Source organism: Enterobacteriaceae endosymbiont of Donacia provostii, assembly GCF_012570145.1.
GTDB lineage: Bacteria > Pseudomonadota > Gammaproteobacteria > Enterobacterales > Enterobacteriaceae.
The window spans coordinates 393,803-415,365 of record NZ_CP046206.1; the positions used below are offsets into that span (position 1 = coordinate 393,803).

General features: G+C 17.5%; 17 protein-coding genes. 12 read left to right on the top strand and 5 right to left on the bottom strand.

Features of this window, described 5'->3' with window-relative positions:
• Positions 1-125 precede the first annotated feature (125 nt).
• The 3 genes from grpE (at position 126) to rpmG (ending at position 1,163) form a co-directional block, all read left to right on the top strand.
• Positions 126-677, top strand: coding sequence for a nucleotide exchange factor GrpE (gene grpE / locus GJT93_RS01965; RefSeq protein WP_246212488.1), 552 nt, complete (start codon positions 126-128; stop codon positions 675-677).
• Positions 678-763: 86 nt separating this feature from the next.
• Positions 764-982: a 50S ribosomal protein L28 gene (rpmB, locus tag GJT93_RS01970; RefSeq protein WP_168821925.1), complete on the top strand. Its 219-nt coding sequence runs from the start codon at positions 764-766 to the stop codon at positions 980-982.
• Positions 983-998: 16 nt separating this feature from the next.
• On the top strand, positions 999-1,163 hold the full coding sequence (gene rpmG / locus GJT93_RS01975; protein ID WP_168821926.1) for a 50S ribosomal protein L33: 165 nt from the start codon (positions 999-1,001) through the stop codon (positions 1,161-1,163).
• Between the two features lie 83 nt (positions 1,164-1,246).
• On the opposite strand, the gene rpmE is transcribed toward rpmG, so the two are convergent.
• Positions 1,247-1,468, bottom strand: coding sequence for a 50S ribosomal protein L31 (gene rpmE, locus GJT93_RS01980; protein ID WP_168821927.1), 222 nt, complete (start codon positions 1,466-1,468; stop codon positions 1,247-1,249).
• 91 nt (positions 1,469-1,559) lie between these two features.
• On the opposite strand from rpmE, the gene priA reads away from it, so the two are divergent.
• From priA to nrdB, 4 genes are all read left to right on the top strand, one after another.
• Complete coding sequence (gene priA / locus GJT93_RS01985) at positions 1,560-3,638, top strand: replication restart helicase PriA (RefSeq protein WP_168821928.1); 2,079 nt, start codon at positions 1,560-1,562, stop codon at positions 3,636-3,638.
• Positions 3,639-3,697: 59 nt separating this feature from the next.
• Positions 3,698-5,572, top strand: a complete 1,875-nt coding sequence (gene mnmG, locus GJT93_RS01990; RefSeq protein WP_168821929.1) for a tRNA uridine-5-carboxymethylaminomethyl(34) synthesis enzyme MnmG — start codon at positions 3,698-3,700, stop codon at positions 5,570-5,572.
• A 1,351-nt stretch (positions 5,573-6,923) separates the two neighbouring features.
• Positions 6,924-9,206, top strand: coding sequence for a class 1a ribonucleoside-diphosphate reductase subunit alpha (nrdA, locus tag GJT93_RS01995; RefSeq protein ID WP_168821930.1), 2,283 nt, complete (start codon positions 6,924-6,926; stop codon positions 9,204-9,206).
• 33 nt (positions 9,207-9,239) lie between these two features.
• Positions 9,240-10,370, top strand: coding sequence for a class Ia ribonucleoside-diphosphate reductase subunit beta (gene nrdB / locus GJT93_RS02000; RefSeq protein WP_168821931.1), 1,131 nt, complete (start codon positions 9,240-9,242; stop codon positions 10,368-10,370).
• 60 nt (positions 10,371-10,430) lie between these two features.
• Here the strand turns inward: nrdB and GJT93_RS02005 are convergent, their stop codons facing one another.
• A complete protein-coding gene (locus tag GJT93_RS02005) occupies positions 10,431-11,825 on the bottom strand; it encodes a basic amino acid/polyamine antiporter (RefSeq protein ID WP_168821932.1) in 1,395 nt (464 codons plus the stop codon).
• An 83-nt stretch (positions 11,826-11,908) separates the two neighbouring features.
• On the bottom strand, positions 11,909-12,658 hold the full coding sequence (locus tag GJT93_RS02010; protein WP_425483316.1) for a Nif3-like dinuclear metal center hexameric protein: 750 nt from the start codon (positions 12,656-12,658) through the stop codon (positions 11,909-11,911).
• A 154-nt stretch (positions 12,659-12,812) separates the two neighbouring features.
• Here GJT93_RS02010 and GJT93_RS02015 point away from each other — a divergent pair, with 154 nt between their 5' ends.
• The 5 genes from GJT93_RS02015 to rplS are packed head-to-tail and all read left to right on the top strand — an operon-like array spanning position 12,813 to position 16,130.
• The gene (locus GJT93_RS02015) at positions 12,813-14,174 is read left to right on the top strand and encodes a signal recognition particle protein (protein WP_168821933.1); all 1,362 of its coding nucleotides are present in this window, start codon (positions 12,813-12,815) and stop codon (positions 14,172-14,174) included.
• A 26-nt stretch (positions 14,175-14,200) separates the two neighbouring features.
• Positions 14,201-14,425 carry a 30S ribosomal protein S16 gene (gene rpsP, locus GJT93_RS02020; RefSeq protein ID WP_168821934.1) on the top strand — a complete coding sequence of 75 codons (225 nt, stop codon included), beginning with the start codon at positions 14,201-14,203 and terminating at the stop codon, positions 14,423-14,425.
• Positions 14,426-14,451: 26 nt separating this feature from the next.
• Positions 14,452-14,970, top strand: coding sequence for a ribosome maturation factor RimM (gene rimM / locus GJT93_RS02025; RefSeq protein ID WP_168821935.1), 519 nt, complete (start codon positions 14,452-14,454; stop codon positions 14,968-14,970).
• 24 nt (positions 14,971-14,994) lie between these two features.
• Positions 14,995-15,756 (top strand): tRNA (guanosine(37)-N1)-methyltransferase TrmD, encoded by a 762-nt coding sequence (gene trmD, locus GJT93_RS02030; protein ID WP_168821936.1) that lies wholly within the window; start codon positions 14,995-14,997, stop codon positions 15,754-15,756.
• A 17-nt stretch (positions 15,757-15,773) separates the two neighbouring features.
• Positions 15,774-16,130, top strand: coding sequence for a 50S ribosomal protein L19 (gene rplS / locus GJT93_RS02035; protein WP_168821937.1), 357 nt, complete (start codon positions 15,774-15,776; stop codon positions 16,128-16,130).
• Positions 16,131-16,163: 33 nt separating this feature from the next.
• Here rplS and recD read toward each other — a convergent pair whose 3' ends face one another.
• The gene (gene recD, locus GJT93_RS02040; protein WP_168821938.1) at positions 16,164-17,999 is read right to left on the bottom strand and encodes an exodeoxyribonuclease V subunit alpha; all 1,836 of its coding nucleotides are present in this window, start codon (positions 17,997-17,999) and stop codon (positions 16,164-16,166) included.
• Positions 18,000-18,032: 33 nt separating this feature from the next.
• Positions 18,033-21,563, bottom strand: coding sequence for an exodeoxyribonuclease V subunit beta (recB, locus tag GJT93_RS02045; protein ID WP_168821939.1), 3,531 nt, complete (start codon positions 21,561-21,563; stop codon positions 18,033-18,035).

A 21,563-nucleotide genomic window follows, 5' to 3' on the forward strand; every position in this document is an offset into this window, starting at 1 on the left:
ATAACGAAAACAATACAATTGATCAAAAAGAAACAGATAACGAAAACAATACAATTGATCAAAAAGAAACAGATAACGAAAACAATACAATTGATCAAAAAGAAACAGATAACGAAAACAATACAATTGATCAAAAAGAAACAGATAACGAAAACAATACAATTAATTATTTTAAAGAAAAAAATGATTTATTAAAAATAGAAATTTTTGAATTAAAAAACAAAATAAAAAAAATTAAACAACAAATATGGGATATAAAATTACGTTCTCAATCTGAAATAGAAAATATAAGACGTAGATCATTTTTAGATATAGAAAACGCCTATAAATTTTCTTTAGAAAAATTTATTTATGAACTATTACCTGTTATCGATAATTTAGAAAGATCTTTAGAATTAAAACAATATAAAAAAGATTCTTTTATTATTTCTATAATAGAAGGTATTAAATTAACTTTAAAATCATTATTAACATTAATTAAAAAATTTGGTGTTACATCTATAAATGATATTAATTTACCCTTTGACCCATCTAAACATCAAGCAATGTCAATAATTGAATCAGATAAAATTAAAGAAAATTATATAATAAAAGTTTTACAAAAAGGATATATTTTAAATAAAAGATTATTAAGACCAGCTATGGTTATTGTTTCTAAAAAAAAAATAAATAATTAACATTATATAAATAATATATTTACTTATTTTTATACAGAAAATATATATATTATAACTTCAATAAAAAATTTAAAAGGAACTAAAAAATGACTAAAATTTGTCAAATAACTAAAAAAAAAACAATAAAAGGAAATAAACGTTCTCATGCAATGAATGCAACTAAAAGAAAATTTTTACCTAACATTCATTATCATAAATTTTGGTTAGCAAAAGAAAAAAGATTTATTAAATTAAAAATATCTTCAAAGGGGATAAGATTAATTAATAAAAAAGGAATAGAAAATATAAAAATTTATAATAAATAAAAAAGGATAATATATTATGGCAAAAAAAAAACGTATAATAATTAAGTTAGTTTCATCTGCTAAAACTGGACATTTTTATACTATTACTAAAAATAAAAAAAATATAAAACAATTATCAATTAAAAAATTTGATCCTTTATTAAGGAAACATGTCTTATATAAAGAAAAGAAAATTAAATAATTCTTTTTTATTAATTACTAATCAATAATGATTAATAATGATCAAATCATTATTGATTAATAAAATTGTAATTTTTTAAAATTTTATTTAAATATTTGAAAATTTTTAAATTTTTTTCTAAATTGTTCAACACGACCTTTATTATCTGTTATTTTTTGTTTTCCTGTATAAAAAGGATGACATAGATAACAAACATCTAAACTTAATTCTTTATTATTTTTTAAAGTTGATTTAATATTAATTAAATTACCACATGAACATTTAGCTAAAATACTATTATATTTAGGATGAATATTTTTTTTCATATATATGATTAATTATTATTTTATTAAAATATTATATTTATTTTATAAATAAAAAATTTTATTACAAGTTATTTATTAAAAATTTAACATTATGAAAATTATTAAAATTGTAATTAATAATTCTGTTATAAATAATGAATTTGATTATTTATTACCTAAAAATATTGTTACATCTATAGGATGTAGGGTTTTAATATCAATTAAAAAAAAATATTATATAGGTATAGTAATAAAAATTACTTCTCATTCTATAAAATATAGAAATAAATTAAAATTTATAACTAAAATTTTAGATAAACAACCTTTATTAAATTCTTTCATGATAAATTTTGCTAAAAAAATTTCTCAATATTATCAATATCCTATTGGAAGTATATTATTTCGAATATTACCGATTTTTTTTAGAAAAAAAAATAAATCTTGTATAAATATAGATGATATACAATCAAAAAATATTCTTTATATGAATAACATTAAGATATTAAAATATTTTCAGTTTTTAAAAATTAAAAAAATTAATTTTAAATTTTATAATCAAAAACAAGATTATTTATATAAAAAATATAATAATTTTATGAAAAATGAAAAAATAAACATTTTAGAAAATTTTAAAAAAAAATGTAATCAAAATAAATTTTGTGTTTATGTTACACAGAATAATATTATTTTTCTTGAAAAAATTAACATCTATTTAGATATGATTAAAATAATTCTATCACAAAAAAAACAAATATTAATAATCGTACCACAATATTATTTTTCTTTTCAATTATATAAATATTTTTTATCTAAATTAGATACATCTATTTGTTTATTATATTCAAATTTTACTAATAAAAAAACATTATCAATTTGGAAAAATATAAAAAATGGTTTATTATCTATAATAATAGGAACTAAATTTTCTATTTTGATACAATATTTTAAATTAGGATTAATAATCTTAACAGAAGAACATAATTTTATATATAGAAAAAATAATGTATTTGAATATAATACTAGAAATATAGCTATTTTAAGAGCTAAAATGGATAATATTCCTATTATATTAAATTCTAATACGTTAAGTATAGAAACAATATATAATATTAATATTAAAAAATATGATTTTTTATTTGAAAATAAAAAAGAAATAGTTTATAAAAATTTCTTTACATTTTTCTTTTTAGGTGAAAAAACATTTAAATCGCCATATCTTTCTAAAACTTTAATAAAAATAATATTAAAATATATTCAAAAAAATGAACAAATAATCATTTATTATAAACATATTGGATATGCTATTAATATTTTATGTAATTTTTGTCATAAAATTTTAAAGTGTACAGATTGTAGCAATAATTTTATATTTTATAAAAATATATGGAAATTATATTGTTATTGTTGTAAAAAAATTATTAATATGTTTGATATATGTCCCTTTTGTCATAAAAATTTTTTTATACCGATAGGTATTGGTATAGAAAAATTAACTGAGTTATTAAATAATATTTTTCCAAATATATCAATATTTAATATTAATAATGATAATTTTTTTAAAAAAATTTTATGTATTAATAATAAAAAACCTTCAATTATTATTTCATCTCAAATTTTATATAAGGAATATTTTTCATTTTTAAAAAATAGTTTAATTATTTTTTTAAATATAGATAATATTTTATTTTCTAAAAATTTTAAAACTACAGAATATTTTACACAATATATTTTTAATATATTAAATAATCATTTAAATAAAAAAAAAAAAACAGTTATTATTCAAACACATTATCCAAATCATGAAATTTTTTTAAAAATATTTAAAAAATATCAAACTTATTATGATGTAGTTCATTTTATTTTAAAAGAAAGAAAAAAAATGTTATTACCTCCTTTTACTAATCATATTTCTCTAATCTTTGAATCTAAAGATCAAAAAATTTTATTAAATTTTTTAAAAATTTTAAAAAAAAAAATTATAGAAAAATTTATAAATGAAAAAAAATTTATTATTATTGGACCATTATCATTAAAACAAATTAAAAGAAAAGGTTTTTTTAGAAAACAATTAATTTTACAACATATTTTTAAAAAAAAATTACAATTAATTACAAATTATATTATTGTTATTATGAAAAAAATTATTTTTTTTAATAAAATTAAGTTTATTATTAATGTTGATCCCATTTAATTACTTATCTTTTAAAGATAAAATATTTTATATTTTGTTAAAACTCGGTATATAATTTTATGTATAATTTTAATAAATTTGATGTAATTGTTATAGGTGGTGGACATGCAGGTACAGAGGCAGCTATAGCTAGTGCTAAAATGAAAAAAAAGACTCTTTTAATAACAAATAATATAGATACAATTGGACAAATGTCTTGTAATCCAGCAATTGGAGGTGTAGGGAAAAGTCATTTAGTAAAAGAAATAGATGCATTAAATGGTATTATGGCTACCGCAATTGATTATTCTGGTATTAATTTTAAAATCCTTAATTATAGTAAAGGACCTGCTGTTAGATCTACTAGAGCACAAGCAGATAGAGAAATATATAAATCTCAAATAAAATTTTTATTACAAAAAGAAAAAAATCTACTTATTTTTCAACAAGAAGTTAAAAAAATTATCATTAAAAATTATAAAATAAATGGTATTATAACTAAAAATAATGATATTTTTTATTCTAAAATTGTAATTTTAACGACTGGTACTTTTTTAAATGGTAAAATTTATATTGGTTCTAATAATCAATATCTTGGAGGAAGAATTAATGATATTTCATCTATTAGTTTAGCTAAATTTTTATGTGAATTGCCTATAAATAAAGGAAGATTAAAAACAGGTACCCCCCCCCGTATTGATAAAAGAAGTATTAATTTTTCTCAATTAGAAAAACAAAATAGTGATGATCCTTTACCATTTTTTTCTTATCTTGGTAATGCTAAACAACATCCTAAACAATTACCTTGTTATATTACATATACTAATATAGATACACATCAAATTATATTTGATAATATTAAAAAAAGTCCTATATATAGTGGATTAATAAAATCAAAAGGTCCTAGATATTGTCCATCTATTGAAGATAAAATTATTAGATTTTCTAATAAAAAAAAACATCAAATTTTTTTAGAACCGGAGGGCATCATAAATAATGAAATATATCCTAATGGAATTTCTACTAGTTTACCATTTAACGTACAACTTTTAATTGTAAAATCAATTAAAGGTTTAGAAAACGCACATATTACTAGACCAGGATATGCTGTAGAATATGATTTTTATGATCCTAGAGGTTTAAAACCTACAATGGAAAGTAAATTTATAAAAGGTTTATTTTTTGCAGGACAAATTAATGGAACTACAGGCTATGAAGAAGCTGCTGCCCAAGGACTAATAGCAGGATTAAATGCTTCTCTATTAATAGATGAAAAAAAATCATGGTATCCATTAAGAAATCAAGCATATATAGGTGTTTTATTAGATGATTTATGTACTTTAGGCACAAAAGAACCATATCGTATGTTTACATCAAGAGCAGAATATAGACTCTTATTAAGAGAAAATAATGCTGATATAAGATTAACAGAAATAGGTAGAAAACTAGGTTTAGTAGATGATTTACGTTGGAAAAAATTTAATGAAAAACTAGAAAGTATTGAACAAGAATATCAAAAAATTAAAAATTTTTCTATTAATTTAAATAATAAAAACAAATTCGAAAATTTATTAAAAAAATATAATATAAATAATATTAATATTAATGGAATTAATTTATTAAAACGTTCCGAAATAAATTATAAAGATTTATTAAAATATAATATATTATCTTTTAATAAAGAAAAAATAGAGATTTTTGAATATATTGAAACAGAATTAAAATATCAAGGTTATATTAAAAGACAAGAAGAACATATAAAAAAACAAAAAAAAAATGAAAATATATTAATACCTATAAATATTAATTTTAATACTATTAAAAGTTTATCTAGTGAAGCAATAGATAAATTTAATTATTATAAACCGTATACTCTTGGACAAGCTTCTAGAATACCTGGTATAACACCAGCTGATATTTCAATACTTATGATTTATTTATTAAAAAATAAATAATTATAATAAATTTATTATTACACAAAAGTTTTATATATTTTATTTATATTTTATATTGTTAATAATTAAAATCATAATTTAAAAAAAATTAAAATAGTTTTTACGTAAAATATAAATTCTATTGTATAGATTCTTTTTATTAAAGATAAAAAAAATTTATTTTAAATTATTAAAATTTTATTACAGGAATTATATAATATATGTACAATGTACAACAAAAATATAAAATTTATTAATATTATTATTATTTCTCATAATGCATGATAAAAATCATGCATTAAAATTACTAAAAATATTATATATTTTAGCTAGTAAATCTGAAATTCAATATATTGTTAAAAAAATTAAAATATAAATACAGATATTTTAATAATAAAGAATTTAAATAGATGTAAAAAAATTAATAAATACTTTTTTATAATATGAAAAAAATACAATTTTAGAATAATATATATAATGAGTTATTTTTCTTAATTAAGAAAAAAAATAAAAAAGGAAAATCATCTTAAATTAGTAATTTTATTAATATAAAACAATCAATTTTATTAAAAAAATAAAAATTAAATAATTACAATTTTATAATTAGTATAAAAATAGATAATTTTCTAAATATAAAAGTAAATATAATTATATGTAGTTATGATGAAAAAAAAATAATAAATTATTATAAATGATAATATTTTTATTAAATTTAATTTATTATTTATTATTCCTATTTATATAATTAAAAATAAAATACTTTTACTAAAAAAGTAATTATTATAAAATAATGTTAATAATTTATAATCCTCAATTAATTTTTAATAAAAAAACATTTTATTTTTAAAATAAAAATTTTTTGTATCCTATTACTTTAAAAAAATATTAAAAATAGAAAAAATATATTATATTAATGTAGTTATAGCTGTAGTATTAAAATATAAATTATTCGTTTTTATTAATTTTAATATTATAATAACAATTTAAGTTTTTATTAATATAAATTCATTAAAATAAAATTTAATATTGAAGCAATATATTTATTTAAGATAGGAATTTATATATAAATTACTGATAAATTTTCTAAATTTTGTAATTTAAATATTTTTAATAATATAAATTATGACCTTTCTTTTCTATAGGTAATATCATTATATTATTAGCAATACTATATTAAAAATATATAAAGTTAATAATATTAATTATCTTAAAATTAAGCTAAATCAGTTATAGTTAATAAAATTTATATTTTTATTTTATTTAAAATAAATTTTTATATAAAATTATTTACTCTTTAATGTTTAAAAATTATATTTTAAATACGTATTTAATAGATATTAAAGATATCTTTTTATTTTGAAAGGTATTAAATATGAAAAAAAATTTTTTTGTTACTAAAAGAAATAAATGTATAGAATTAATAAATATGAATAAAATAAATATTCTATTAGCTTATGCTGCTAAAAATTTACAAAATATATCTTTTATACAAATAAAAAAACAATTATTTTTACAATTATATAATAAAATTAATACAGTAAAAATTCATAATATTATAATTAAAATAACAGCAGATTTGATTTCAGAAAAAAATCCAGATTATCAATATATGGCTGCTAGATTAGCTATATCTCTTTTAAGGAAAGAAGCTTATGGAACATTTCATCCTCCAACATTATACAATCATGTAAAAAAAATGATTTTTTTAAAAAAATATGACAAATTACTTTTACAAAAATATAATAAAAAGGATTTTTTAATTATGGAAAAATTTCTTGATCATAATCGTGATATGAAGTTTTCATATGCAGCAGTAAAACAATTAGAAGGAAAATATTTAATAAAAGATAGAGTCACTGGTAAAATTTATGAAAGTGCTCAGTTTTTATATATATTAATTTCAGCTTGTTTATTTTCTGAATATCCTATAAATAAAAGAATTTATTATATTAAACATTTTTATGATGCTATATCTACTTTTAAAATATCTTTACCCACACCTATTATGTCTGGTGTACGTACTTTAACAAAACAATTTAGTTCATGTATTTTAATAGAATGTGGTGATAATATTGATTCTATTAATGCTACAACTAGTAGTATAGTAAAATATGTATCTCAAAAGGCAGGAATAGGTATTAATGTAGGACGTATACGTGCCTTAGGTAGTCCAATTCGAAATGGAGAAGCATTACATACTGGATGTATTCCTTTTTATAAACATTTTCAAACTGCTATTAAATCATGTTCTCAAGGAGGTGTTAGAGGAGGAGCAGGTACATTATTTTATCCTTTATGGCATTTAGAAATAAAAAATTTATTAGTATTAAAAAATAATAGAGGAGTAGAAAATAATAGAGTAAGACATCTTGATTACTGTGTACAAATTAATAAATTATTATATCAACGTTTAATTAATGGAGAAAATATTACTTTATTTAGTCCTTCAGATGTTCCTGGTTTGTATGAATATTTTTTTTCAGACCAAAAAAAATTTAGTAATCTTTACAAAAAATATGAAAAAAATAATAAAATTAGAAAAAAAATTATTAGTGCTTTGAATTTATTTACATTAATGATGCATGAACGTACTTCAACAGGTAGAATATATATTCAAAATGTTGATCACTGTAATACACATTCTGCTTTTAATCCTAAAATATCTCCAATAAGACAATCAAATCTTTGTTTAGAAATTACTTTACCTACTAAAACACTAAATAATATTAATGATCCTAATGGAGAAATAGGATTATGTACTTTAGCAGCATTTAATTTAGGAAAAATTAAAAATTTATATGAAATTAAAAATTTATCTGATTTAATTGTAAGAGCATTAAATTGTTTATTAGATTATCAAAAATATTTAATTCCTGCTGCTAAAAATTCAGCTTTAGGGAGAAGACCTTTAGGTATAGGAGTTATTAATTTTGCTTATTATTTAGCAAAAAATAATGTTCGTTATTCTGATAATAGTGCAAATAATTTAACACATAGAACATTTGAAACAATACAATATTATTTGTTAAAGGCTTCTAATAAATTAGCAAAAATTGAAGGTTATTGTCCATTGTTTAAAGAAACAAATTATTCTAAAGGTATTCTACCTATAGATACATATAAAAAATATGTTGACCAAATACATACAGAAAAACTACATTATAATTGGGAAAAATTAAGAAATAATATAAAAAAATATGGATTACGTAATTCTACATTGTCAGCTATTATGCCTTCTGAAACTTCTTCTCAAATATCTAATGCTACTAATGGTATAGAACCTCCCAGAGGATTTGTTAGTATTAAAGCTTCTAAAAATGGTATTTTAAAACAAGTAGTACCCGAATTTTTAAAATTAAAAGAAAAATATGAATTGTTATGGGAAATTCCAAATAATCAAGGATATTTAAATTTAATAGGTATAATACAAAAATTTATTGATCAATCTATTTCATCAAATATGAATTATGATCCTACTCGTTTTAAAAAAAATAAAATACCAATGAAACAATTATTATATGATGTATTAATTTCTTATAGATTAGGAATAAAAACATTGTATTATCAAAACACTAGAGATGGAGCTAATTATATCAATGATGATAATATTATAAAAGAAAATGATATATGTTTAAATGGTTCTTGTATAATTTAATTTTTAAATAATTAAAATTTTTTGGATAGTAAAATGAATTATACTACTTTTTCTAAAAAACCAAATAATCAATTAAAAGAACCTATGTTTTTTGGACAACCTGTAAATATTGCGCGTTATGATCAACAAAAACATCAAATTTTTGAAAAATTAATTGAAAAACAATTAAGTTTTTTTTGGAGACCAGAAGAAATAGATATATCATATGACCGTATTAATTATAAAAACTTATCAAAAAATGAAAAACATATATTTATTAGTAATTTAAAATATCAAACTTTATTAGATTCAATTCAAGGTCGTAGTCCTAATATAGCTTTACTTCCTTTAATTTCTATTCCAGAATTAGAAACATGGGTAGAAACTTGGTCATTTTTTGAAACAATACATTCTAGATCTTATACCCATATAATTAGAAATATTGTAAATGACCCATCTATCATTTTTAATGATATTATTACTAATAATAATATTCTTCTTAGAACAAAAGATATTATTAAATACTATGATGAACTTATTGAAATGACTAATTATTGGCATTTATTTGGTGAAGGTACCTTTTCTTTTAAGGGTAAAAAAATAAATATAAATCTATATGATTTAAAAAAAAAATTATATTTATGTTTAATGAGTGTTAATATTTTAGAAGCTATTAGATTTTATGTTAGTTTTGCCTGTTCTTTTGCTTTTGCTGAAAGAGAATTAATGGAAGGAAATGCTAAAATTATTAGATTTATAGCACGTGATGAATATTTACATTTAAGAGGAACACAATATATAATTAATAACATGAGACAAGGGAAAGAAGATAAAGACATGGCAAAAATTGCTATAGAATGCGAAAAACAATGTTATAAATTATTTCTAGATGCTTCTATACAGGAACAACAATGGGCTGAATATTTATTTGCTAATGGATCAATGATAGGTTTAAATAAGAATATATTGTGTCAATATATAAAATATATAACTAGTATTAGAATGGAAAAAGTAGGTCTAAAATCACCATTTAAAATTAAAAAAAATCCTCTTCCATGGATTAATTCTTGGTTAATATCTGATAATGTACAAATGGCTCCTCAAGAAGTAGAAATAAGCTCCTATTTAATAGGACAAATAGACTCTACAGTAAAAATTAAAGAATTTAAAAATTTTAAACTTTAATTTTAATAATATCATGACTAAAATATATTATAAATAGTCATGATATATTTTTTTATAATTTTAATTTAATATAATAAATAAAGCATAAATAGATAAAATTAATAAAACAAAACAAAAAATTTTTTCAATTTTACTTAAAAATAAAATTTTAGGATTTATAATCTTAGTTAATATTAAAATAATTAACCCTGGTGTATATAATATTAAAGATAATAAGAGATTTATAAATCCAGCCGCATATAATAACCAAATAGAATAAAGACAAGACCCGATACCAATAAATAAATTAAACTTATTTATTTTTTTTTTACAAGATATTTTTATTAAATAAGCCCCAACTAAAAAATATGGTACTAATATCATTTCAGATGCAATATTCAATAATTTATTATAATCAATTTTGGTTATCCAAATTAATAATAAACATATTTGCATACTAATATTAGTAAATAATAAAGCATATGATGGAGCTTTATTATTATTTTGTTTAGATAATATTATAGGAAAAATATTATTTTTAGCAGCAATCCAAGGTACTTCTGCAGCCATTATTGTCCAACTAAGATATGAACCACATACTGAAATAATTAATCCTAAAGAAGTAAAAATATTACCCCATTGACCGATTAAAACAGTCATAATACTAGCTAGAGAAGGATTTTTTATCCTAGCTAAATCTAATCTAGAAAAAATACCAAAAGGTAATAAAGTTATAAGTAAATATATAAATAAAGCTATAATAACTGCTAATAATGTTGCTTTTCCTATGTCTTTAGTATTTTTTGCTTTATTAGAAAGAATAACAGCGCCTTCTAATCCAATAAATACCCATAAAGTAATTAACATGGTATCTTTAATTTGTTTTAAAATTGAAACTTTTGTTTTTAAACCTAATAAATCTAAACTAAATATTTTATAATTAAAAACTATACAAGATAAAATTACAAAAACAATTAAAGGTATTAATTTACATAATGTAGTAATGATATTAATTTTAGAAGCAGTTTGTGTTCCTTTTAATAATAAAAAATGTATAATCCATAATAATATGGAAGATCCTAAAATCGATATCCATGTATTTCCAGAACCAAAAATTATATGATTTGAACTATCAAATAAAAGACCCATTGCAGAAAATAAGATGACTAAATAAGAAACGTTAGCAATAATAGCACATAACCAATACCCCCAGGTAGAATAAAAACATATTAAATTACCAAATCCATTTTTAGCATAAGCAAAAATACCTCCTTGTAAATTAGGTTCTAATTTATTAAGTAATAATAAAGAAGTTGCTAAAAAAATTATACCGATACCAGTTATACACCAACCTATTATGAGAGCTAAAGGACTTGCAATTAGAGCCATATTTTGAGGTAGACTAAATACTCCTGCACCTAACATTGAACTTAATACTAATGATATTAATGCTGTTAAATTTAATTTTTTATTCAAAATAATTACCTTATTTATTTTAATAAATAATTTTTTAATTTATATAAATATAATGATATTTAATTATAATTTATTTATATATTTTATATTGGATTATATATATCTATAAAATGAGTTTGTAATTTAAATTTTTTTTTTAACCATTTACTTAACATGATAACTCCACCTTTTTCTGTTGCATGATGTCCTGCACTAATAAAATGAATTTTATTTTCATTAGAAATATGTAAATTCATTTCCGATACTTCTCCTGTTAAAAAAACATCAATATCAAAATTTAGTACTTGTTCAAAAAATTTCTGTCCTGCCCCACTACACCAAGCTATTTTATAAATTTTTTTAGGTGCATTTTTACCAAAATGTAATGGAATTCTATTTAATTTAATTTTTATTTTTTTCAAAAAATCTTTAATATTTATTTTTTTTTTTAAAAATCCATAAAATATAAAAGGATTAATTTTACCTTTTATATTTATATCTAAAATTTTAGCTAAATAAATATTATTACTTATTTTTTCATTAATATCTAAAGGAATATGCCAGCTATATAAATTAATATTATTATTTAATAATGTATATATTCTTTTTTTTTTAAATCCTTTAATAATTGGAGATTCATTATTCCAAAAATATCCATGATGTACAATAACAGCATCTGTTTTAAATTTTACTGCAATATTTAATAATTGTTGACAAGCACTTACTCCAAGTATAATATTTTTTATATATTTTTTACCTTCTATTTGTAAACCGTTAGGAATATAATCTTTTATATTTAAATTATTTTTTAATTTATTATTAATTATTTTTTCTAATATTATATTTTTTATCATATTAATTACATTTTTTATTTAAATATATAAATATTTATATTTTATATAATTAAATACTTTTTTAAAAAAATATATATTAAATTTTAATTTTAAAAAATATTTATATATAGAAATATTTTATGTTTTATTTTAAAAATATATATAAGGAATTTTTATGTTTAAAAATTTAAGTAATCAATTATCTAAAACATTATCAAAAATTAGAAATTATGGACGTTTAACAGAACAAAATATAAAAGAAACTTTAGATAAAATTTTTAATAATTTATTAGAAGCAGATGTTTCTTTAAAAGTTATTAAAAAATTTATTCAAAATATTAAAAAAGATGCTGTTGGTAAAAAAATTAATAATAATTTTACTCCAGGACAAGAATTTATAAAAATAGTATATAAAAATTTAATTAAAATTATGGATTCTTCTAATAAGAATATTAATATTGCTATTCAACCACCTGCTGTAATTTTATTTATTGGATTACAAGGAGTAGGAAAAACAACAAGTGTAATAAAATTAGCATACTTTTTAAAAAAAAAATATAAAAAAAAAATTGTTGTTATATCAACAGATATATATAGACCTGCTGCAATGAAACAATTACAAATTTTAGCAAATAATATGAAAATTGATTATCTAAATATAGATAATAAATATTCTCCTCAAGAAATATCTAAAAAAGCATTATTTTATGCGAAAAAACATTTTTATGATATATTAATAGTAGACACTGCAGGAAGATTACATATAGACAATTCTATGATGAATGAAATAAAAGATATTCATAATATATTATCTCCTATAGAAACTATTTTTACTGTTGATGCTATGACAGGACAAGATTCTATTAATAGTGCTAAAAAATTTAATGATCTTTTACCTATTACTGGTATTTTTTTAACTAAAACTGATAGTGATACTAGAGGAGGTGCTATTTTATCTGTAAAATATATAATAAAAAAACCTATTAAATTTATTGGTACAGGAGAAAAAATAAATAATATTGAAATATTTTCTCCTAAAATAATTGCTTCTAAAATTTTAGGTATGTCTTCTGAATTATCTATTATTAATGAGATTAAAAAAAAAATTAATTTTCAAAAAAATAAAAATTTCATAAAAAAATTAAAAAATAAAAATGAATTAAATTTTCAAAATTTCTTAGAACAAATAGAACAAATTCAAACAATAGGTAGTAAAAATATTATTAATTTTTTAGATAAAATTAAAATAAATAATATTAAAAATTTTTCTAATCCTATTTTAAGTATTTTAAATATTGATAATGATACTATAAAACATACAAAAGCAATAATAAATTCTATGACTATATTTGAAAAAAATAATATTGATATAATTAATTTTTCTAGAAAAAAAAGAATATCTTTAGGATCAGGAGTTCCTATTTATAGGATTAATGTTATACTTAAACAATATAATCAAATGAAATTAATTACTAAAAAAATGAAAAAAAATCATAATTTTAGTAAAATAATTAAATATGTAAAAAATTTATTTTAATTTAAAAAATATGGAGTAGTAAAAATATGGTTAAAATAAGATTATCTAGAAAAGGTGTTAAAAAAAAACCTTTTTATCAAATTATTGTTACAGATAGTAGAAATTCTAGAGATGGACGTTTTATAGAAAAGTTAGGTTATTTTGATCCTTTAAATTTAAATAAAAAATTACAATTTGATAAAAATAGAATAGAATTTTGGTTATCTAAAGGAGCTACTCTCTCTAAAAGAGTACATAACTTAATAAAATAATTAAATATATTTATTTAAATAAATATATGTTAAAAAAAAAAATTCTTTTAGGACAATTTGGTAAATTTTTTGGTATAAAAGGATGGATTAAATTATATTCTTTTACTCAAAATAAAAAAGATATTTTTTTATATAAAAAAATATTTATATTAAATAATATAAATAATATTTTTTTTATAAAATTTTTTAAATATAAAATATATAAAAAAAATTATATTGTTAAATTTAATAATTTTAATAATATTAATGAAATTTCTCATTTAATTAATAAAAAAATATTTATCTCATATAGTGAATTAAAAAAATATAAAAACATAAAAGAATATTATTGGTATGAAATAATTGGATGTTATGTATTTAATCAAAATTTTTTATTAGGTAAAGTTACTAATTTAATTAGTTTAAAAATATATGATATTTTAATTATTAAAACAAATTTATTAAAAGTACATAAAAAAAAAATTTTAATTCCCTTTATTGAAAATTATATTATTAAAAAAATAGATTTAAATAATAAATTTATTCAAGTAGACTGGAACTTATAACATTTCAAATAAAATAATTAAAATATGTGGATTAGTATAATTAGTTTATTTCCTAATATATTTAAAGAAATTATAAAATATGGATTAATTAATAAAAGTATAAAAAAAAAACTGTTAAATATTAGTTTTTTTAATCCTAGAGATTTTATTCAAAATAAAAATCGTAAAGTTGATTCTTTAATTTATGGAGGTGGAGGTGGAGTTATATTAAAAGCAGAACCCTTAATAAGGGCTATTAATCAAGCAAAATTAAAAATGAAAAAAGATAATATAAAAATTATTTTTTTATCTCCTCAAGGTCAAAAATTAAATGTATCTTGTATTAAAAAATTATTGTCATATAAAAATATGATTTTTATTTGTGGTAGATATAAAGGTATAGATGAACGTGTTATTAATAATTTTGTAGATGAAGAAATTTCAATAGGAGATTATATTCTTAGTGGGGGTGAATTACCAGCTATGGTTTTAATAGATGTTTTAGTAAGAAATATTCCTGGTGTATTAAATACAATATCATCATGTACAACAGATTCTTTTTTTAATAATGGTTTATTAGGATTTCCTAATTATACTAAACCTAAAATATTAAAAAATTTAAAAAATAATCATGTTCCTAAAGTTTTAATTTCAGGAAATCATAAAAAAATAGAAGAATGGAGATTAAAACAATCATTAGGAATAACTTGGTTAAAAAGACCAGATTTATTAAAAAAAAAAAAATTGACAAAACAAGAAAAATTATTGTTTAATAAATTTAAACATTCTTATTTAAAAAATAAATAATTTTAAAGAAAAAAATAATGAATAATATTATTAATTATGTTGAACAACAACAAAAAAAAAATTATCAAAAATTTCCATTATTTAGAACTGGAGATACATTAGAAATTTATATTTGGGTTGTAGAAAATACAAAAAAAAGAATACAAATTTTTGAAGGTATTGTTATTTCAATTACTAAAAAAAAAAGTTTTAATTGTTCTTTTACTATTAGAAAATTATCAAATGGTATTGGAATAGAACGTGTTTTTTCTTTATATTCTAAAATAATTCATAATATTAAAATAAAAAAAAGAGGATGTGTAAGAAAAGCAAAATTATATTACTTACGTAATTTAATAGGTAAATCTGCACGTATTAAAGAACGTTTAATTTAAAATATATTTTTTTATAAATCTATTAAATAATAGTTAATTATAATTATTAATTTTATTTTTAAGATTAGAAAATCTTTGTATCTTAGATTTTATTGATTGATAAAAAATATTTTTATTACTATAAATAGTAATTTTTTTTTGTGTTCTAGTAATAGCAGTATAAATTAATTCTCTAGTTAATATAGAATAAAATTTATCAGGTAATACTAATGCAACATTTTTAAATTCTGATCCTTGTGATTTATGTACTGTTATTGCATATGCTATTTCATATGATGGTAAATTATCAATTAATACAATGTTTTGTTTATTATTAAATGAAAAAAATTTAATTTTAAATTTTTTATCTTTAATATCAAAAAAAGTAATACCAATATCTCCATTAAATACATTTAGAAGGTGATCATTTTTTGTAATGATAATTGGTTTACCTATATACCAACTATTATTTTTTAAATTCATTTTAATTATTTTATTATTTAATAATTCTTGTTCAATAATAAAATTAATATTTTTTGTACCAAATAATCCATATTTTATTGCACATATTACTTGATAATTACTAAATTTATATAAAATATTTTCATCATGTATATTATTATTCTTTAAATAAAAAAAATATTTTGTATATCCTTTTATAAAGGAAGATATCATTTTTTTATAATGATTTATATTTAATATATTAAAATATTCTATATCATTATATTTTTTTGATAAAAAAATTTTTTCAATATTTCTTATATTACCATTTTTAATATTTATAGCTAATTGATGAATACCAGAATTTAAATCATATCTAAAATTATGTTTTAAAACAGTTATAAAATTACGAAAAAAAAAATTTTTAATATTTTTATTTTTATATGAATATTTAACTATAGAATTTAACCATAATAAATATTTTCTTGTAAAAGAAAATTTCTTAAAATAACATAAATCTTTAAATAAATTTCCATATTCTATAGAAGGTAATTGATATTCATCTCCTAATAGAATTAATTGAGTTTTTTGTGGTAAAATATTTAAAATAATGGACATTAAATTAAAATCAATCATTGATGATTCATCTATAATTAAAAGATCAATATTCAATTTTTTAAATTTAATATTTCTAGAATAGAGATTTATTTTTAATAAATTATGTATAGTTGTTGCTTTTGTAGGAATACTTTTTTTTTGTATTTTATTAAAAACTTCATTAGAAATATTTTTAAAATAAATATTAATAGATTGTGTTAATCTAATTGCAGCTTTACCAGTAGTAGCTACAACATTTATTTTTAAATGTTTATCAAAAAATTTTATGAAAGCAAAAATTAATTTTGATATCATACTTGTTTTTCCTGTTCCAGGAGATCCAGTAATGATACTAATTCTATGTGTTAGTGCAGAACAAATAGCACCTTTTTGTATGAAATCTTGTTTTTTATATAAAAATTTTAAAATTTTTATAATTTTTTCTGGTTTTTGACAATAAAAATTATTATAAAAAAAATTTTTAAATATTATATTTTCTTCTTCCCATATTTTATGTAAATATAAACAATTATTTATTAAAATAATTGGAGTATTTTTTTGACCATCACTTACAAGATCTTTATAAGAGAATAAAATTTCTTTCCAGTTATTAATTTTATTAATTTTCTTTATATTTTCTATAAATTTTTTATTTTTTTTATTTATAATGTTTATATCTAAATGTAATTTAGATAATGGTAAACAAATATTACCTTCACTAATATATTTACTTAATAAAGAAATAGCAAAAGTTAATAATTCTTTTTTTTTATTTGTTAAAATTAATGCTAAATATAAATCAATAAAACGAATAATTTTTATTTTACATAATTTTTTTAAAAATCTATACATATTATTTTATTTAATAATTTATAAAATTTAATGTTATAAAAATAAATTATTTAATTTATTAATTAATTGACTTGTTGGTTTTATTTCCCATATACCATTATTATTTTTTAAATTAATACCTCTAATATAGAGGTAAATAATACCTCCAAAATGTTTATCATAATCATAATTTTTTATACGGTATTTTAAATATTTATGTAAAGCTAATGTATAAAATTGATATTGTATATTATAATAATTTAAATAAATATCTTTTTCTATATTTTTTATTTTATAATCTTTACATGTTTTACCTAACCAACTAGATTTATAGTCTAAAATATAGAATTTTTTTTTCCATATAAATATTAAATCTATTATTCCTGATAAAAAACCATTAAAATTTAATGTATTTAATTTTTTAGAAAAAAAATCATATTTATTTATAATATTATTATATTTTATAGAAGAAAAATTTTTTTTTATAGATAAATAAAACTTAAATTCTGTTTTTTTTTTATTATTATTTATTTGGTTTAAAATAATTTTATTTTTTCCTAATGGAATATTTAAAATATTATTTAACCAATTAGTTATCATAATATGCCAAGTAGAACTAATATGTTTTGTTTTTAATAATTCTTTTTTAATAAAATTTCTAGAAATTTTTTTTGTAAAATCTAATTTTTCTAAAATTTTATGAATAATTACTCCTGTATTTTTACCTATAGGAAGTGTATGTTGTGTTTTTTTTTTATTATTTTTAATAAATTGTAAAAATTGATATTGATAATTAATATTAAAATTAAAATTTTGTTGTTTTTTAATTTTAGAAAAATTAGATACTATTTTATTTATAAATAAAAATTTTTTTGTTGATATTGTTGTAAATAATTTATTATTATTTTTTTTAGTAAAAATATTAATATTTAATTTTATTTTTCTTTTTTCAGTAAAATTTTTAATAGAAATATCTTTATTTTTTAAATTATATAAAATTTTTTTAAAATGAAAATCTGAAATATAATTTTTTTTTTTAAGTAAAAAAAATAATGCATTTGAATAAGACAAGTATAAATTTGATTTTTGAAAATTATAAAATTTCAAATTAGCAATTCCAATACTACAATGAAAAATTGATCTAGTTAATGATACATATAATAATCTTAAATTTTCAGAAAGTGTTTCTTCTAAAAAAAATTTTTTACTTTCTTTATCTTTTTTAAAATCTAAAGTTACTTTAAAATTTTTTCTATTATGATAGATAATACCTTCTTTATTGATAAATTCAATAATATTTGAAGAAATAAAAGGTAACCAAACAATAGGAAATTGTAATCCTTTAGATCTGTGTATAGTAATAATTTTAATTTTATTAACTTTATGATTTAATTTTGTTTGTTTATTTAAAAAATTTTGATTTGTATATTTAATTTGTTGTAATAACCATTCTATAGTTTTATTAATATCTTTGTTATTGGGACATGATATTTGTATCATTTCACCTATGTATAAAATATTCTTAATTTTGTCTTTTATAAAATTTTCTAAAATATTTATTTTAGAAATAATTTTATCTTTTATAAAAATTTCTTCTAACATATATAATATTCCATATTTTTTCCAGATAGATTTATATCTATTAAATTGATTAATTATTTTTTCTATGTAATGACTTTGATTATTTTTTTGAAAAAAATATAAAGGAATATTAAATAATTTACTTGATAAAATATTTTTAATTTCTTGTTTATTATCTGGGTTAATAATAGTTTTTAATAAAAAGACTAATTCCTTAGCTTCTGGTTTTTCAAAAATATAATTAGAATTAGATAAGTAAATACAAGGTAAATTAAATTTTATAAATTCTTTTTCTAAAATTAGAGCTTCAAATCTATTACGAACGATAATAGTTATATCTGTAATATCAATATTTTTTTTCTTATTATTTATTTGAAAAAAAGCTTTTCCTTTTTTACCTAAAATTATTAATTGACATATTTGATATCCACAAATATATGCTATTTTTTTTTTATATTTATTTATATCTTGCATATTATCAATAAACCAAAAAGTTATTCCAGATTTTATTTTATTATTAATAATAAAATGATTATTTAATTTTTTTTTTGTATATTTAATAGGATTAAAAATTATATTTTTAAATAAAAAAGGATAAGTTCTATTAGAAAATAATTTATTAACACTATTAACCATTGTACTTGAAGAACGCCAATTATATGTTAACGTATAACGTTTTTTTATTTCTAAAGAAGCCCTTAAATAAGTAAAAATGTCTGCTCCTCTAAAAGAATAAATTGCTTGTTTAGGATCTCCAATTAATATCATTAAATAATTTTTTTGATTTAAATAAATTTTTTTAAAAATATTATATTGTTGTATATCTGTATCTTGAAATTCATCAATTAATATTACGGGAAATAATTTTCTTATATCTTTTGCTATTTTGATTCCAGGTTCGGTATATAAACTTTTATTTAAAATTTTTAATAAATCATCAAAACTTATTTCTTTATTATTAATTTTCTTTTTATAAATATATTTATTAATATAACGAATTGCTTTAACAATTATTAATTCTTTTAAATTAATAATTTTTTTTATAAAAATATCAATATATTTAAATAATATATAAATAGGTGGATTAATTTTATTAATAGTATTATTAATTAATATTTCTTGAGAAAATCTATATAATTCTGCTGGAAAAAAATAATTCTGAGTTTTTTTTATACTCCATTCATTAATAATATTTATCCAATATAGAAGAAATTTTTTATTATAAATGTGTTTATTAACATTAGATTTATTAATGATATTAATTATATTATGTCTATATTTTATCCAATATTTTTTTATATTTATAATATATGTTTTATTTTTATTAAATTGTAAATAAATATTTTTATATTTAAAAGGATATTTTATAATTGGTAATTTATGTTGTGATAAAAATGGTAATAATGATTTTAATAAATCATCTGGAGTTTTCCAAAATAACAAAATAACTTTAACAATTTCTTTAGATAAATTATATAAATATTTTTTCCAAAAAATTATAACAGCTTTTTTTTGTAAAAAAATTTCATTATTAATAATTTTTTTATTTAAAAAATAATCATAAATTTCATAATTTTTTAAGTTTAAAATTTTTTGACAAAAAGAATGTATTGTATAAATAGATGCATTACGTATATTTTTTTCAGCTTTTAATAATAAATCATAAGCAATTTCATAATCTTTTATATCTTTAATAATATTATCAATAATATCATATTTACTTTTTTTTTGTATACAACCAATTTTTAATAAAGAAATACTATGTTTAATCTTATTATATAAATCCTGTGTTGCAAGATCAGTAAAAGTTACTACTAAAATTTGTTCTACATTTAAAGGTTTTATATTAAAATTTTTTTGATGTAATCCTAAAATCATTCTTAAATATATAATTATAATAGTAAATGTTTTACCGGTTCCTGCTGATGCTTCAATTAAATATTGACCTTGAAAGTTTTCTTTAAAAGGATTTAATTCTTTAAATTTCACTAATTTTTTTATCAT

Excerpts from the sequence above, each read along its gene's own strand:
- rpmB (WP_168821925.1), top strand. The coding sequence starts at position 764 with ATGACTAAAATTTGTCAAATAACTAAAAAAAAAACAATAAAAGGAAAT.
- rpmG (WP_168821926.1), top strand. The coding sequence starts at position 999 with ATGGCAAAAAAAAAACGTATAATAATTAAGTTAGTTTCATCTGCTAAA.
- rpmE (WP_168821927.1), bottom strand. The coding sequence starts at position 1,468 with ATGAAAAAAAATATTCATCCTAAATATAATAGTATTTTAGCTAAATGT.
- priA (WP_168821928.1), top strand. The coding sequence starts at position 1,560 with ATGAAAATTATTAAAATTGTAATTAATAATTCTGTTATAAATAATGAA.
- mnmG (WP_168821929.1), top strand. The coding sequence starts at position 3,698 with ATGTATAATTTTAATAAATTTGATGTAATTGTTATAGGTGGTGGACAT.
- nrdA (WP_168821930.1), top strand. The coding sequence starts at position 6,924 with ATGAAAAAAAATTTTTTTGTTACTAAAAGAAATAAATGTATAGAATTA.
- nrdB (WP_168821931.1), top strand. The coding sequence starts at position 9,240 with ATGAATTATACTACTTTTTCTAAAAAACCAAATAATCAATTAAAAGAA.
- GJT93_RS02010 (WP_425483316.1), bottom strand. The coding sequence starts at position 12,658 with ATGATAAAAAATATAATATTAGAAAAAATAATTAATAATAAATTAAAA.
- GJT93_RS02015 (WP_168821933.1), top strand. The coding sequence starts at position 12,813 with ATGTTTAAAAATTTAAGTAATCAATTATCTAAAACATTATCAAAAATT.
- rpsP (WP_168821934.1), top strand. The coding sequence starts at position 14,201 with ATGGTTAAAATAAGATTATCTAGAAAAGGTGTTAAAAAAAAACCTTTT.
- rimM (WP_168821935.1), top strand. The coding sequence starts at position 14,452 with ATGTTAAAAAAAAAAATTCTTTTAGGACAATTTGGTAAATTTTTTGGT.
- trmD (WP_168821936.1), top strand. The coding sequence starts at position 14,995 with ATGTGGATTAGTATAATTAGTTTATTTCCTAATATATTTAAAGAAATT.
- rplS (WP_168821937.1), top strand. The coding sequence starts at position 15,774 with ATGAATAATATTATTAATTATGTTGAACAACAACAAAAAAAAAATTAT.
- recD (WP_168821938.1), bottom strand. The coding sequence starts at position 17,999 with ATGTATAGATTTTTAAAAAAATTATGTAAAATAAAAATTATTCGTTTT.
- recB (WP_168821939.1), bottom strand. The coding sequence starts at position 21,563 with ATGATAAAAAAATTAGTGAAATTTAAAGAATTAAATCCTTTTAAAGAA.